13 protein-coding genes and 1 pseudogene are annotated in these 13,406 nt (G+C 35.6%); 6 read left to right on the top strand and 8 right to left on the bottom strand.

From position 1 onward, the window contains the following. Positions 1-96 precede the first annotated feature (96 nt). The gene (locus tag EZY12_23130; GenBank protein QSX67546.1) at positions 97-1,344 is read right to left on the bottom strand and encodes an RRXRR domain-containing protein; all 1,248 of its coding nucleotides are present in this window, start codon (positions 1,342-1,344) and stop codon (positions 97-99) included. A 203-nt stretch (positions 1,345-1,547) separates the two neighbouring features. Further along, a complete protein-coding gene (locus tag EZY12_23125; GenBank protein ID QSX67545.1) occupies positions 1,548-1,721 on the bottom strand; it encodes a helix-turn-helix domain-containing protein in 174 nt (57 codons plus the stop codon). A gap of 55 nt (positions 1,722-1,776) precedes the next feature. On the opposite strand from EZY12_23125, the gene EZY12_23120 reads away from it, so the two are divergent. Next, entirely contained in the window at positions 1,777-1,986 is a 210-nt protein-coding gene (locus EZY12_23120; GenBank protein QSX67544.1) for a hypothetical protein, read from the top strand. Between the two features lie 22 nt (positions 1,987-2,008). Here EZY12_23120 and EZY12_23115 read toward each other — a convergent pair whose 3' ends face one another. Then, positions 2,009-3,286, bottom strand: a complete 1,278-nt coding sequence (locus EZY12_23115) for a cytochrome P450 (GenBank protein QSX67543.1) — start codon at positions 3,284-3,286, stop codon at positions 2,009-2,011. Between the two features lie 113 nt (positions 3,287-3,399). Here EZY12_23115 and EZY12_23110 point away from each other — a divergent pair, with 113 nt between their 5' ends. The 3 genes from EZY12_23110 (at position 3,400) to EZY12_23100 (ending at position 6,232) form a co-directional block, all read left to right on the top strand. Beyond that, positions 3,400-4,383, top strand: coding sequence for an NAD-dependent epimerase/dehydratase family protein (locus EZY12_23110; protein ID QSX67542.1), 984 nt, complete (start codon positions 3,400-3,402; stop codon positions 4,381-4,383). Positions 4,384-4,452: 69 nt separating this feature from the next. Then, complete coding sequence (gene hpnH / locus EZY12_23105) at positions 4,453-5,469, top strand: adenosyl-hopene transferase HpnH (GenBank protein QSX67541.1); 1,017 nt, start codon at positions 4,453-4,455, stop codon at positions 5,467-5,469. Positions 5,470-5,791: 322 nt separating this feature from the next. After that, entirely contained in the window at positions 5,792-6,232 is a 441-nt protein-coding gene (locus EZY12_23100; GenBank protein QSX67540.1) for a DUF29 domain-containing protein, read from the top strand. Positions 6,233-6,256: 24 nt separating this feature from the next. Here EZY12_23100 and EZY12_23095 read toward each other — a convergent pair. From EZY12_23095 to EZY12_23075, 5 genes and pseudogenes are all read right to left on the bottom strand, one after another. Further along, a pseudogene (locus EZY12_23095) lies at positions 6,257-7,297 on the bottom strand (hypothetical protein). Positions 7,298-7,301: 4 nt separating this feature from the next. Next, positions 7,302-8,393, bottom strand: a complete 1,092-nt coding sequence (locus EZY12_23090) for a hypothetical protein (protein ID QSX70798.1) — start codon at positions 8,391-8,393, stop codon at positions 7,302-7,304. Between the two features lie 121 nt (positions 8,394-8,514). Then, on the bottom strand, positions 8,515-9,006 hold the full coding sequence (locus EZY12_23085; GenBank protein ID QSX67539.1) for a GNAT family N-acetyltransferase: 492 nt from the start codon (positions 9,004-9,006) through the stop codon (positions 8,515-8,517). 308 nt (positions 9,007-9,314) lie between these two features. Next, positions 9,315-9,605 carry an Asp-tRNA(Asn)/Glu-tRNA(Gln) amidotransferase subunit GatC gene (gene gatC, locus EZY12_23080; protein QSX67538.1) on the bottom strand — a complete coding sequence of 97 codons (291 nt, stop codon included), beginning with the start codon at positions 9,603-9,605 and terminating at the stop codon, positions 9,315-9,317. A 230-nt stretch (positions 9,606-9,835) separates the two neighbouring features. Next, positions 9,836-10,357 (bottom strand): photosystem I assembly protein Ycf3, encoded by a 522-nt coding sequence (locus EZY12_23075; protein ID QSX67537.1) that lies wholly within the window; start codon positions 10,355-10,357, stop codon positions 9,836-9,838. Between the two features lie 210 nt (positions 10,358-10,567). On the opposite strand from EZY12_23075, the gene EZY12_23070 reads away from it, so the two are divergent. Continuing rightward, positions 10,568-11,518 carry an ABC transporter ATP-binding protein gene (locus tag EZY12_23070; GenBank protein QSX70797.1) on the top strand — a complete coding sequence of 317 codons (951 nt, stop codon included), beginning with the start codon at positions 10,568-10,570 and terminating at the stop codon, positions 11,516-11,518. 42 nt (positions 11,519-11,560) lie between these two features. Continuing rightward, positions 11,561-13,375, top strand: a complete 1,815-nt coding sequence (locus tag EZY12_23065; protein ID QSX67536.1) for an ABC transporter permease — start codon at positions 11,561-11,563, stop codon at positions 13,373-13,375. Positions 13,376-13,406: the final 31 nt, after the last annotated feature.

Below are 13,406 nucleotides of genomic sequence, written 5' to 3'. Positions count from 1 at the left end.
TACTCGCCTAGTTGAACTGACCTTTGTACCGAGGTTTAAGTTACCAGTGAGTTCTAGCCTTACGTCCTAATCCCAGAATAATGTAGTGTTTCGTAGTCAAAAGTAGGAATAAGCATCTTTGCTGTGGAGTTTTTTGAAATCAGTAAGTTTACCGCCAATTCTTTTCCCGTCTACCCTTATCTCTAGCCTAGTCGCAGATTGCACTACAACTCGACCTGAGACACCTTGACAACAGGCGATATCACCTGTGTTCCATTTGTGTTCATACTTTTGTCGGGGGTTAGAGCAAGGGAAACCGAACTTGTTTATACGGCACAATCTTCTTGTTCCCTGTCCAGTAGATTTCACTTTTAATATATTTGTTGTTAATATATTTAAGTTTTCTACTACTCCAACACAAGCCGCATCTATCCAGTGTTCCTTGGGGAGATTTAATTTTCTCCTATTAAATTTTGTCCTTCCACCAGAAGCTGTCGTAATTGGTAATCCAGTTTCTTTTAAAGTGTGGAATAAATCCCATCTTGTAGAGTTAACAGCAGCCGCATCCTTTAAAGGTCTTTTTGACTGAAACTTAATTTTTGTTAAGAGTTCTGGTTTTTTAGCCAAAAACTTTTCAATGTCCTGTGTTCCTTTTTTTTGATTGCATTTTTCACAGGATAAGCATAAATTACTTATTCTGTTACTTCCTTCTTTCGCTTTAGGTTGAATATGTTCTATTTGAAGCGGGATATCTTTTGCATCACAGTAGCTACATTTTCTCTCCCATTTCTCTAGTAAATACTCTCTAACTTCGTAACCTTGTAACTCCCCTTGCTGATACTCTATTCCCGATATCTCAGGGTTCTCTAATTGTTGTAAATCAAATCTAACTAACTCTTGAGTAATAGCTGCAATTGGGGCATATTTTATTAATCTTTTGACCCAAGTGTTAGTAGTCAATACCCGATGTTTTAAACTTGGAGCTAACCAACTTCTTGTGCGGGTTCTATTCAAAAACCGTGGCTTTCTATAGCGAGTATGGCGGTTTCTTCTACTACGCCTAATTCCTCTGCGTGTTTCCAACTCACCTTTGATTACATCACCACGATGCTGTAATTCCATTCCCCAAATAACCTCATCTCGGTTATTTACCAAGGAAATACCTGTAAATTTAGAGCCGGGATCTATCTTTAAATCAATGGGACAAGTAACGATATTTTCGACTACACGATTCATGATTAAGACAAACGGGAAGCGGCGAAATACTGCTGCTTTACCGCTATTCAAAAGCTTTTTAGCTTGTGCTGGATGAATAGGATTCATCGGCGTTTTGTTAGCATCAATTAGAAAAACGAAATTTGACATTGTTAAATTTGGTCTGTTTGACCAATCCTTATTTCTAAGTAAAGTTTGCTTCAACCTGGTTATCTAAGCTTGTTAAGGTAAAGACACTTTCCTTTCGGAATGTTTAATCAGTACCGACAGAGCATGGAACTAGCGAATCCCAAGGTGTCTTGACTTAAATAACAGTTACCCTTTGATTACGCTCAGGGTGGTCTGGTTCACATCTAATCCGTATTACTACGTTTTAGAATGATCCCTTGAATAAACTGCTGGTTGTATTGAGCTATTCTGTCAGCCAAACTCCAATTGTAAGTAGACCGGAGCATATCTAGCCAGTTATCCATTTTATTGGACTGGCTAATATTGGGGCGGATTTTATATACATAATTTGTTAGCAATTTACAATCACCACCTTGATATGCTAGACTTAACTTAGTATATACATATATTCTAATGAAGTCAACAGGTAAAGGAATTAAAAGAACAAAAAATCAGCCAGTCTTTTATGAAGAACTGAAGAAGCACCGAAATATAATGGTGACTAATACTGCTTGGGAAAATTTAATCAAGGCTTCTAATTCACTGGAGATCAGCGTCAGTGAGTTAATTGAAAGAGTAGGTAGAAATATGTATGGCAATATCAAGAAAGATGACTGTGACTAAAGTCACACGAGCCGCTTATATCTCAGGGAACCAAGCCGCTGAGTTTTACGCTTACCGGCTGTTCGTATAAAACTGTTGCCAAAACTAATTTTATTTCTAACAAAGCTAGAGTATAACCCAAACAGCGCCGACTACCACCACCAAAGGGCATATATTCTGAAGGGGAATATTGTCTTTCTAGAAAGCGTTCAGGCTTAAATTGGTGGGGTTGAGGATATATGTCTTCGTGATAATGTAAAAGGTAGATACTTGGCATTAACTTTATTTCTGGTTCAAACTCGTATCCGGCAATATTTATAGATGATTTAGTAATGCGGGGGAAGATAATTGGTAAGACTGGATACATCCGCAGAGTTTCGTTACAAACTGCGGTTAAATAAGGAAGTTGGGCAATTTCCATTGGTTGAGGATTTTCTCCTAAACTGTTGATTTCTTGCAGCAATTTTGCCAGGATATCTGTATTTTGATAAATTTGATAAAAAGCCCAGGCTAGGATTGTGGCAGTGGTTTCATGTCCAGCAAATAAAAGTGATAGCAATTCATCTCTTAATTCTTCGTCAGTCATTGCTTGGCCATTTTCATCTTTTGCAGCCATCATTAAGCTGAGAATATCACTTTGTTGATGATTGTGATTATTTCTTCTTTCTTCTATTTCTGCTTGAAGTAATTCATGAACCTTTTTTTGTTTGCTTTTCATCTGCCCCCAAGGTGTCCATTCTCCCCAATCTTTTTGTAAGAATTTCAAAAATAACATACTAGACCGTAAAGGAGAATCAATCATATCTATCCAAGAAGTAAGCAGGGGTTTTAGTTGTTGATAACGTTCTCCTTCACTTAATCCAAAGACAATTTGTAAAATAACTTCTAGACTAATTTTTTGCATGATAGATCGAGCTACAAAAGGCTGATTAATTGGTAATTGACTAGCGATCTCTTGGGTAATTGAGCAGATTTGTTGAGCGTAAGTTTGTAACCGTTCTCCATGAAAAGGTGGCATTAATAATTTTCGTTCTCGCCGATGGCGATCGCCATCCATTAACATGATAGAATTTTTGCCGATGAGCGGTTCTGCTAGTTTGTTAGCCCGGCCAATATCAAATTTAGAATCTTGGGTAAGAATCTCCTGTATAGTTTGGGGATTACCAATAATTACAGCAGTACCAACACCACTTAGCCGCATGGTGAAAATGTCCCCATATTGTTGACGATATTTTTCTTGGAATCCAATGGGATCTCCAATCCAGTTGATAAGTTGCAACCAGGGGGGAGCGGGAATACAATTGGGTAATTGTTGAAGCATAATGTTATATTTATCTGTTATTTCCTATTTATTTTCACAAAAAAATAGCCATTTGGGAGCAATCGCTTAAAAATTGCCTGATAATAAAATCTTAATAAGTGTGAGGTGATTAAATGCGGGCTTTTGTGACTGGTGGTACGGGGTTTATTGGTTCTCATGTAGTGCGATTACTTTTACAACAAGGATACCAAGTTACAGCTTTGGTACGTCCTAGTAGTAATCTGGGTAATTTACAGGGTTTGGCTGTGGATATTGTTAAAGGTGATTTAAATAACCCAAATATCTGGGAACAGATGCGGGGTTGTGATGATCTTTTTCATGTCGCTGCTCATTATTCTTTGTGGCAAAAAGACCGAGAATTGCTTTATTTTGATAATGTAGAAGGGACACGCAATATTTTAGCCGCAGCCCAAAAAGCAGGAATTAAACGCACAGTTTATACAAGTTCCGTTGCTGCGATTGGTGTGGGAAAATCTGGCGAAATCGTCGATGAAACCTATCAAAGTCCGGTAGAAAAATTAGTAGGAGACTACAAAAAATCTAAATTTTTGGCTGAACAAGTCGCAAGGTCGGCTGCAAAAAAAGGTCAGGATATTGTGATAGTTAATCCTAGTAGTCCCATTGGTGCTTTGGATATTAAACCTACACCCACAGGGGATATTATTCTGCGGTTTTTACGGCGACAAATGCCAGCTTATGTGGATACGGGGTTAAATTTTATTGATGTGCGAGATGTGGCCTGGGGACATTTATTAGCTTTAGAAAAAGGCAAATCAGGCGATCGCTATATTCTCGGTAATCAAAATCTTAGCCTCAAACAACTCCTAGAGCAACTGTCCCAAATCACAAATTTACCAGCACCGCAAATATCTGTACCCTCGTGGATACCCCTAACTGTAGCCTGGATAGATGAAAAAATCCTCTCACCTTTAGGGAAAACCCCCACAGTTCCCATAGATGGTGTTCGCATGGCACAGCAACCAATGTATTATGATGCTTCTAAGGCTATCCGCGAATTAGGTTTACCTCAGTCCCCTCTGAATATAGCCCTCAAGGATGCTGTAGATTGGTTTATGTCGAATGGTTATGTCAAATAAGTTAGTAGTAAGCACTTAAGTGCTTACTACTAACAATGTGGTGTTATTAACAGAGGAGTTTTTAGTTAAATGGCAATTAATTTACAACAAGCAATAGATATCGGCAAGTATTTAGTTACACAACGTCTATTAGGACGGAAACGCTTTCCCCTCGTCTTAATGTTAGAACCCCTATTCCGATGCAACTTAGCTTGTACAGGTTGTGGAAAAATCCAGCATCCCGTAGAGATCCTCAAGCAAAATCTCACGCCAGAACAGTGTTTTGCGGCGGTAGAAGAATGTGGCGCACCAGTTGTGTCTATTCCCGGTGGAGAACCCCTATTACATCCACAGATAGGTGAAATTGTTGAAGGTTTAATTAAACGCAAGAAATATATTTACTTGTGTACTAATGGTTTATTACTAGAAAAAAGTCTCGATAAGTTTAAACCTTCTCCCTATCTAACTTTTAGCGTTCATTTGGATGGAATGCGGGAATGGCATGATAAATGTGTAGACAGAAAAGGCGTATTTGATACTGCTATCCAAGCTATTCGTGCTGCTAAAGCCAAGGGTTTTCGTGTTGCTACTAACACGACTATTTTTGAAGGTTGTGATATCCAAGAAATGCAGGGGTTTTTCGACTTTCTGGAAACATTGGGTACTGACGGGATGATGATTTCTCCTGGTTACAGTTATGAATGGGCCCCAGATCAAGATCATTTCCTGCAAAAAGAACAAACCCGCGCTTTATTCCGGGAAATTCTCTCACCTTACACCTCTGGAAAGAAAAACTGGAACTTTAATCACAACCCTTTGTTCTTAGATTTTCTCATTGGTGAGAAAGACTATGAATGTACTCCTTGGGGTAGTCCTAGTTACAGTGTTCTCGGTTGGCAAAAACCTTGTTATCTGTTGAATGAGGGTTACTATACAACCTTTCAGGAGTTGTTGGATAAGACTGATTGGAGTAAATATGGCGGCGCTAGTGGTAATCCTAAATGTGCTGATTGTATGGTGCATTGTGGTTATGAACCGACAGCAGCAATGGATGCAATGCAACCGAAAAATATTGCTCGTTCTCTAACTACTGTGTTTGGTAGGTAATTGTCTGAATCAGGATATCCAGGATTTAAGGATGTACAGGATTAAGGAATTATTTATACTCAATGTTGTTAATCCTCAAATCTAGTAAGAGACTTCCAATTAAAGAAATATCCAAAATTTCTTGTGGTGCGGGCCGAAAAGTCCCCTAATAATACAGGGAGGGACCAGATGCCCATCCCACAAAATTGGATAGCGAGGCGCTGCTGCAAGCAGTTCATCTTTTTTGTGGAGTTCTCTAAATCCTGATTTTGATAGTAAAAATATGTGAATCAGGATAAAATAATTGTGAAATTAATCATTTGTACAATTGGAGATAGAAAATATGACATCACAACTGTATGAAACTGATTTTTATGCTTGGACATTGGAACAAGCAAAACTATTAAAGCAAGGACAACTAAATCAACTTGATATTTTAAATTTAATAGAGGAAATTGAATCTTTGGGTAAACGAGAAAAGCAAGAATTAAGAAACCGATTAGGGATTTTAATTGGACATTTACTAAAGTGGGAATATCAAAGCGATAAACGTAGTAATAGTTGGAAAGCTACAATTAGAGAACAACGTCGTCGCATTAAAGAACTTCTAGAAGAAAACCCTAGTCTAAAGTCCTATCTATCGGAAGCAATGATTTCTGCTTACCAAGATGGTGTAGATTTAGCAGTTCAGGAAACTAATTTACCTGATACAACTTTTCTTGCTGAAAATCCCTATAATATTTCTCAAATTCTTGATCCTGATTATTTAGGGGAGCAAGAATAAAGTAAAATACCGATTTCCTAATCAAGTTAATAAGTCTTGATTACTTTTATAAAGTTCTTGAACTATTGTTAGCATATCTAATATCAAAAAATTCCAGTCATTAATAGATTTGGGTATTAAATCATTGATTTGCTTTGGACGCAAATGAACAATTTCATTTCTTAGCTTATACAAATAATAACTAGCACTATAATTTTGCTTATCGGCATATTGATAATTTATACTTATTGACCCGAGTAGTTTATTTAAGGAATCCTCTAATTTAGGTTCTAATCTTGTAGTTTCATAAAAATTACTATAGAAATCTTGGACAGATTTGTCTTTCAATTCCAATTTATCATAAAAAGCTTTTAAAAAATAAAGTGGCTGTAATCCTTCTATGCACCTGTACAAATCTAAATAAGCGAATTTAAAATCAGAAGCTACATAACTCGCTAAAATATTTTCAAAAGGAATATATTTATTCCCATTTTCAAAGGTATTTTTAAACTCTTGCAACACCTCTGCACTATATGGTAGCAAACAATAACTATTGCTTTCGGTTAACGCAATACCTGTAATTTGATTTAGTTCTTCTTTTTGAGTAAATCTGTCAATTATTTTATACAAATAAATATTTGGGAAGAAATCTTTTAGCGTATATCCATTAATTTCTTCGTCAATCTTGACTGATTTAAATTCTTCTCCATTTTTAGTTTTCTCAGTTTTCCATTCGTTGTCTAAAATTTCTTCTAATATTGATATATCTGCATCTTTTTTAATAAATAAGTCTAATTCATCAATAATGACTACCCAAGTGCCTGAATTAAGAGTTTCTTCTTGCAAAAAACTGGGAAATTGAGATGAAAATCCACGATTGACTAATACCAAATAATGAGATTTTTCATAAGTCAACCAAGTGCTATAAAAATCAGGAAATAAACGTATTTTATTGTCAATTTTTAGATGTGTTAACCAATCTTCAGAAGTATCATCACCATAAATGCTGTAATTTTCTTCTGTATTAATGACAGCTTTAATTTTTTCTACGACTCTTTTGATTGATTTTATAATATTTCTGTTCATAGTTTTAGTACATTTTATTCCAGCAAACAGCAAAAGAGTTGATTTCAGGTTCAGAAAAAATCACTTTAAATCCATCCAAAAAAGCTTGTCCGTATTTATCTTTAGGTAAGAAACGTATTTTCTCTATCAAAATATCCAAGGCTAAAAAGTTAAGATTTTCCTGACGATTTTGAGATTTAATCTTATTTCGTAATTGATTTAATTTAATAATTAAATCTTGAAAATTATGTTCTACTTTTTCATGTTCTTTTTCCATATTACTTCCTAATAAACCAAATATTTTTTCTGCACAAGCTACCATAAAACTAACTCTTACATTTACCTTTTTATTAGTGAAAACATAGCGATTTTCAATTCCTGAAAGTAGCTGATCAATTTCAATCATGATTGTAAAAACTTCTTCAAATTTATAAATTGTGCGTCCTGATTTTTCTCTAATTAAACTCATGATGTCTAAAGCAGCATGATATTCTGCTAATTGTTGCTTTTTATCAATTCTAAGTTTTCTCGAAGTAAATGCTAAAAATAGTTCCACAATTTCAGACTGTTTATATAAATTTCTGTCAATCAAATAATCTAAATGAGGAATATTATATCTCCATTTTTTGAGAATTGGTTTAAAAACTACCTCTAATTGTTTATCAAGTCCCCAAGGAATTTGACCAGAATTAAGTATTAGCATTCTATATAATAAAGCTGATTCATCTTGAGTAAACCAAAATTCAACACGAATATTATGATAAAGATACATAGTATCTTCTAAGGCTTGTATTCTTTGCATACCATCTAAAATGCTAATCTTTTCTTGATTTTGAATCAACCTAAAAAAATTATCTTCATTTATTATTTCGGTGTCACAAATAATTCCTAATACAATAGGAGGTAGTATTCCCCCTTTTCGCAAATCTTCGACCATTTGATTACGAATAATTTTAGCAGACCTGCTTTGCAAAACTTCTCTCTGCTCATCAAGATTGCCTTTTTCTTCATGAATAGGTTTAACAAATTCTATAAAATCAGGAATGCTAACTACTGTAAGAACAGAGTAGCAATTAAGATTTGTATCTTCTTGAATATCAATTATTTTGAATTTCATAGATAAATCCATATTTTGTGGTACTCAAATTATATCTTACCAGTTTATTGACTAACAACTTATCATCACTTGTTATGGTGACGTTTATTCCTAATGCTCTCATAAAATATTTACCATTTTTTCAGCCTTCATTTAAGTTCATGATCATCTTGTAACTTGCAACCTTAAATCCATTGGCTTCAAATAGCTTTTTAGCAAATTCGTTTTGAGCTGCAACTTCAAGGATCAATATTTGTGAACCTAACTGTTTTGCCGCATATATTGAAGCATTTAATAGCAATTTTCCTGCTCCCAATCCCCGCACCGATTCATCAATATAAATGTCATGAAGCCATACTGAAGCTGGTGCCATATCAACTAAACTGCTTTCTTCTAATCGTGTAAATGAGTAACCAACAATTTCATTTTCTACTTCTACAACTAAGATAACTGCTTTGGGATTGACAATCTCTTCGGCAAAAAAATCAAAAATTTGTTTTTCATGATTTTCAAATTCAACAAACCTTAAAGGATTAAAATTATGGTGTTGATGAACAAGTTTGAGCGCGTATTTAATCACGCCTTGATGATCATTTATGGTGGCTTTTCTAACTGTAATATTTGACTTTTTCATTTTATGTAACTGAAATATTTGTTGCGTAAGTCCTAGATCATTAAGTTATTATTGTCATCGGCTTCCAAAAATACTGCTTATTTTTGACACTAATATACGGCAAATAATTCTCAACTACTTGGCAAATAAAAAATCATCTGCTATATTAAACTCATACCCAAAAACCTAATCCCCTAATCCCCTGTCCCTACGGGGATGTAGAGACGTTCCTCGGAGCGTCTCTACTCTTTTGTATTCATATTGCAGTCGAAGTTGAGGAGAAAGAAAAAATTTTTCTCTATCTCCCTATATATTCAGTCAGTTTCTACCTAATCAGCATTAAGAATTTTGGGAACTCGGAAAAAATCACCTTCCTGCTGAGGCGCACTGTTGAGAATCGCTTCTCTGTCAGGATATGGTTGAAGAATATCTTCTCTGGTGACATTACTAACATCAATAGCTCTGGTTGTCGGTGCTACATTGGTGACATCCAGTTGATTTAGTTGTTCTATATAATCCAGAATACTACCCAGTTGAGTAGTAAATTGTGCTTCTTCATCTGCTGTCAATTCTAAACGAGCAAGATTAGCAACTTTACGAACTTGTTCACTATCAATCATAATTTGTCAGTTGTCAGTTGTCAGTTGTTAGTTGTCAGTTGTCAGTTGTCAGTTGTCAGTTGTCAGTTGTCAGTTGTCAGTTGGTTTTCCTTTACTAATAGACATCTGGCAGAAATTAAATATGCGTGATTTGAAACCTTTGTAGAGCAGAGAATCCCTACCCATGGAACGTCTCTACATTTATTCCTACCAAATGACTAATAACTAATGACTAATAACTAATGACTAATTTAAAAGAATATGTCAACTTGCGATCGCCCAGTGGTTTTTATCCAGTTTTGAGCTTCAATATAATTATTGGGAGCCATGCGAATTGCTCTAATCCAATAATCCGAAGCTTGATCAAGCAATGCTTCACCACCGTCATTATCTCCGGCTTCCTTAGCCCTTTCACCTTGAAAATGATAAATCACGGCAATGTTATTCAATGCCTGGGGTAATTGTGGATTTAACTCAATAGACTGATGATAATACTCTAAAGCCTTATTATGATCGCCGTTACTGGCATAAATTAAGCCCATATTATAGAGAATATAACTCCGATCATTGGAGTCTTCTTCCATTTCTAAGGCTTCTGCATAGTAGTCTAGTGCTTCAGCATATTCACCTTCTGCCTGTGCGGACATCCCATCTCGGTAATAAACAAATGCTTCCTTAGCTTTTTTGTTAGTTGGCAATATCTTGAGGATGATATCTGCCATCACGGTAAAAGATTTGTCAACAAAGTTATCGTTTTTCTGTGTTCTTGGCATATTCGTCTCTATGGTTGCTTAATTGAAGCATACTCCTAATTTAACTGATTTGTGGAGGTTTGAGTTAAGCCACAGGTAAGGGACAAATATTTTTTTTAATTTTTAATTCTTAATTTTTAATTCTTTTGTTTCCATTTCCGAAACAAAGGTAAATTCTACTGTATAACCGAGTTAAGTTAACTATTGCACACAAGCCGCACCCCAGCCGCGATGGTAAAAGAAATAGCGATTCGCACCACTGGACTAACTAAGCAATTTGAAAGACACGTTGCTGTTAATGATGTTGACTTAGAAATCCAAACCGGTGAAGTTTACGGATTAATTGGTCCGAATGGTGCAGGTAAAACCACCCTAATTCGGATGTTAGCAACTGCGGAAGAACCGACTACAGGTGAGATTTATATTAACGGAGATCGCCTCCAGCGAGATCAAAGCAACCTCAAACTTAAACGTCGTCTTGGTTATTTACCCGATGACTACCCACTATATGAAGATTTGACAGTTTGGGATTATCTCGATTATTTTGCGCGGTTGTATCGCTTGCAAGGAAAGCACCGGACTCAACGCTTACACGAAGTTTTAGAACTCATTCAACTGGGTAATAAACGCCATAGCATGATTTCTACCCTCTCACGGGGGATGAAACAGCGTTTAAGTTTAGCCCGCACCATTATTCATGAACCAATTTTACTACTTTTAGATGAACCTGTTTCTGGACTTGATCCCATTGCGCGGATGCAGTTTCGGGAAATTATTAAAGCTTTGCAAGAAGCGGGAATGACAATTTTAATTTCTTCTCATGTTCTCAGCGATTTAGCGGAGTTGTGTACCTCCGTGGGAATTATGGAACTAGGTTTTTTAGTAGAAAGTTCTTCACTCAAACATCTTTATCAACGTCTTTCCCGACAGCAGATTTTAATCTCGACTTTGGGCAATATAGATATATTAGTGGGTGAACTCAAAAATAATCCTTTAGTGGAAGAATGGGAGGTAATACCGAGTACAAATAATGTGCGAGTGAATTTTTCCGGTAAACCAGAAGATTCTGCTGATTTATTGCGATCGCTTGTGAGTGCAGGAATTCCTTTAACAGAGTTTCATTGTACCCAAGAAGACTTAGAAACTATTTTCCTCAAATTAGGTCATAAACAAGCATCGTAAACAGCTAAAAATTAAGAATTAAAAATTTTGGAGTGATTAATCATGCTCATGAATTTTATAGATAGAGTGGGAGAATTAAATCCCCAACTATTTCGAGAGTTAAAAGGCAGATTCAAGCCTTTTAATATCATTATAGCTATGGGTTCTTCTTTACTATTACAACTCATAGTTTTTCTGTTTCAATTAAAAGAATTTCCCGATGAAAACTACTATCTCAGAGCAACTTACTGTACTTTAGGAAAAGTATACGCAAACCAAGAACAAGAACTCTATAAACAACAAAGCTTACTTAGCCAGAAAATAACTAATTATCAACAAATTCAACTATCAGATAGTACCATAATCCCTAATTTGGAAGCCCAACTTCAGCAAGTTAAAACAGATTTATCTAACTTACAAAATTATTTATCTAAAAATATTTGTCCTTTAGATAAAATAGACTGGCAATTATGGTGGAGAGATCATTGGGAATATACATTTTTAACATTAAGTGTAATTTTCATTTTTACACTTTTAGTTGGGGGAACTTATTTATTAATCAGTGATTTAGCCAAAGAAGAACAACGAGGAACATTGAACTTTATTCGGCTTAGTCCTCAGTCGGAAACAAGCATCTTAACTGGAAAAATTCTTGGAGTCCCCAGTCTAATTTATCTCTTTGTTCTCACAGCAATTCCTTTACATTTATGGGCTGGACATTCTGCTAAAATCGCTTTAAGTTACATTTTTAGTTATTATGCTGTGATTGCAGCTAGTTGTGTTTTCTTCTACAGTGCAGCCCTAATCTTTGGTTTAGTTAGTCGTTGGTTTAGCAACTTTCAACCTTGGTTGGGAAGTGGTGCTGTACTCATATTTTTGTTTATGACAATGACGATGGTATCGTCTTATGGACACTTCAATAATCCTCTAACTTGGATAAGATTCTTCAGCCCTTGGGATATTACCAATTATCTATTCCCTAATCTGTTCCGTTCATATAGAGATTCATCAATACAGCAACTACAATTCTTCTATTTACCAATAGGTGAAAATTTCATTACCTTAGTTAGCTTTCATTTATTTAATTACGGCATTTGTTCCTACGGCATTTGGCAAGCAATGAAACGCTGCTTTCGGAATGCAGATAGTACAATATTGAGTAAAGGACAAAGTTATTTATTTCTAGCTTTTAGTCAGGTGATGTTTTGGGGATTAACTGTAGGTGCAGTTAATGAAAAAAGTGATTTAGGGATAATATTCCTGATCGCTTTACTTAATTTTGCCTTAGTTTTGACCTTAACAATTGTCCTTTCACCTCATCGTCAAATTATCCAAGATTGGGCAAGATATAGACACCAAAATCATCGAGATAAATCTGTATTCCAAGATTTAGTATTTGGTGAAAAAAGCCCAGCAATTATTGCTATCGTCATTAATCTATTAATTGCTACTACCCCGATAATAATCTGGATTTTGTTCTCACCTACTAATTTTTATAATGGTAGTGTTGATAAGCATAAAGTCATATTAGCGATGGTTTTAGCTTTGAGTTTGATGCTGATGTATGCTACAATTGCCCAACTGATGCTACTCATGAAAAACCCCAAGCGTTATGTGTGGACAGTGGGAATTATTGGTGTAGCTATGTTTTTACCATCAATTATTCTCTCAGTCTTGGGTGTTAGTCCCTCACAACATCCCATTTTGTGGTTATTCTCTACCTGTCCTTGGGCAGCTATAGAGTACACTCAGACGACAACAATTTTTATGGCACTTTTAGCCGAGTTGACTGTTGTAGCCTTGTTAAACTTCCAATTAAATCGTCAAGTCAAAGTTTTGGGAGAATCCGCAACTAAAGCATTATTAACAGCAAGATAATAGTTAGCCAAATTATTGCAATACTGTAATG

It is taken from the genome of Dolichospermum sp. DET69, from assembly GCA_017355425.1.
GTDB lineage: Bacteria > Cyanobacteriota > Cyanobacteriia > Cyanobacteriales > Nostocaceae > Dolichospermum.
This window is presented reverse-complemented; position numbering and strand designations above follow the sequence as displayed.

Bases quoted from the DNA above. Each gene is read 5' to 3' on its own strand.
- EZY12_23110 (QSX67542.1), top strand. From the start codon at position 3,400: ATGCGGGCTTTTGTGACTGGTGGTACGGGGTTTATTGGTTCTCATGTA.
- EZY12_23130 (QSX67546.1), bottom strand. From the start codon at position 1,344: ATGTCAAATTTCGTTTTTCTAATTGATGCTAACAAAACGCCGATGAAT.
- EZY12_23120 (QSX67544.1), top strand. From the start codon at position 1,777: ATGAAGTCAACAGGTAAAGGAATTAAAAGAACAAAAAATCAGCCAGTC.
- gatC (QSX67538.1), bottom strand. From the start codon at position 9,605: ATGATTGATAGTGAACAAGTTCGTAAAGTTGCTAATCTTGCTCGTTTA.
- EZY12_23115 (QSX67543.1), bottom strand. From the start codon at position 3,286: ATGCTTCAACAATTACCCAATTGTATTCCCGCTCCCCCCTGGTTGCAA.
- EZY12_23065 (QSX67536.1), top strand. From the start codon at position 11,561: ATGCTCATGAATTTTATAGATAGAGTGGGAGAATTAAATCCCCAACTA.
- EZY12_23100 (QSX67540.1), top strand. From the start codon at position 5,792: ATGACATCACAACTGTATGAAACTGATTTTTATGCTTGGACATTGGAA.
- EZY12_23085 (QSX67539.1), bottom strand. From the start codon at position 9,006: ATGAAAAAGTCAAATATTACAGTTAGAAAAGCCACCATAAATGATCAT.
- hpnH (QSX67541.1), top strand. From the start codon at position 4,453: ATGGCAATTAATTTACAACAAGCAATAGATATCGGCAAGTATTTAGTT.
- EZY12_23090 (QSX70798.1), bottom strand. From the start codon at position 8,393: ATGAAATTCAAAATAATTGATATTCAAGAAGATACAAATCTTAATTGC.
- EZY12_23075 (QSX67537.1), bottom strand. From the start codon at position 10,357: ATGCCAAGAACACAGAAAAACGATAACTTTGTTGACAAATCTTTTACC.
- EZY12_23070 (QSX70797.1), top strand. From the start codon at position 10,568: ATGGTAAAAGAAATAGCGATTCGCACCACTGGACTAACTAAGCAATTT.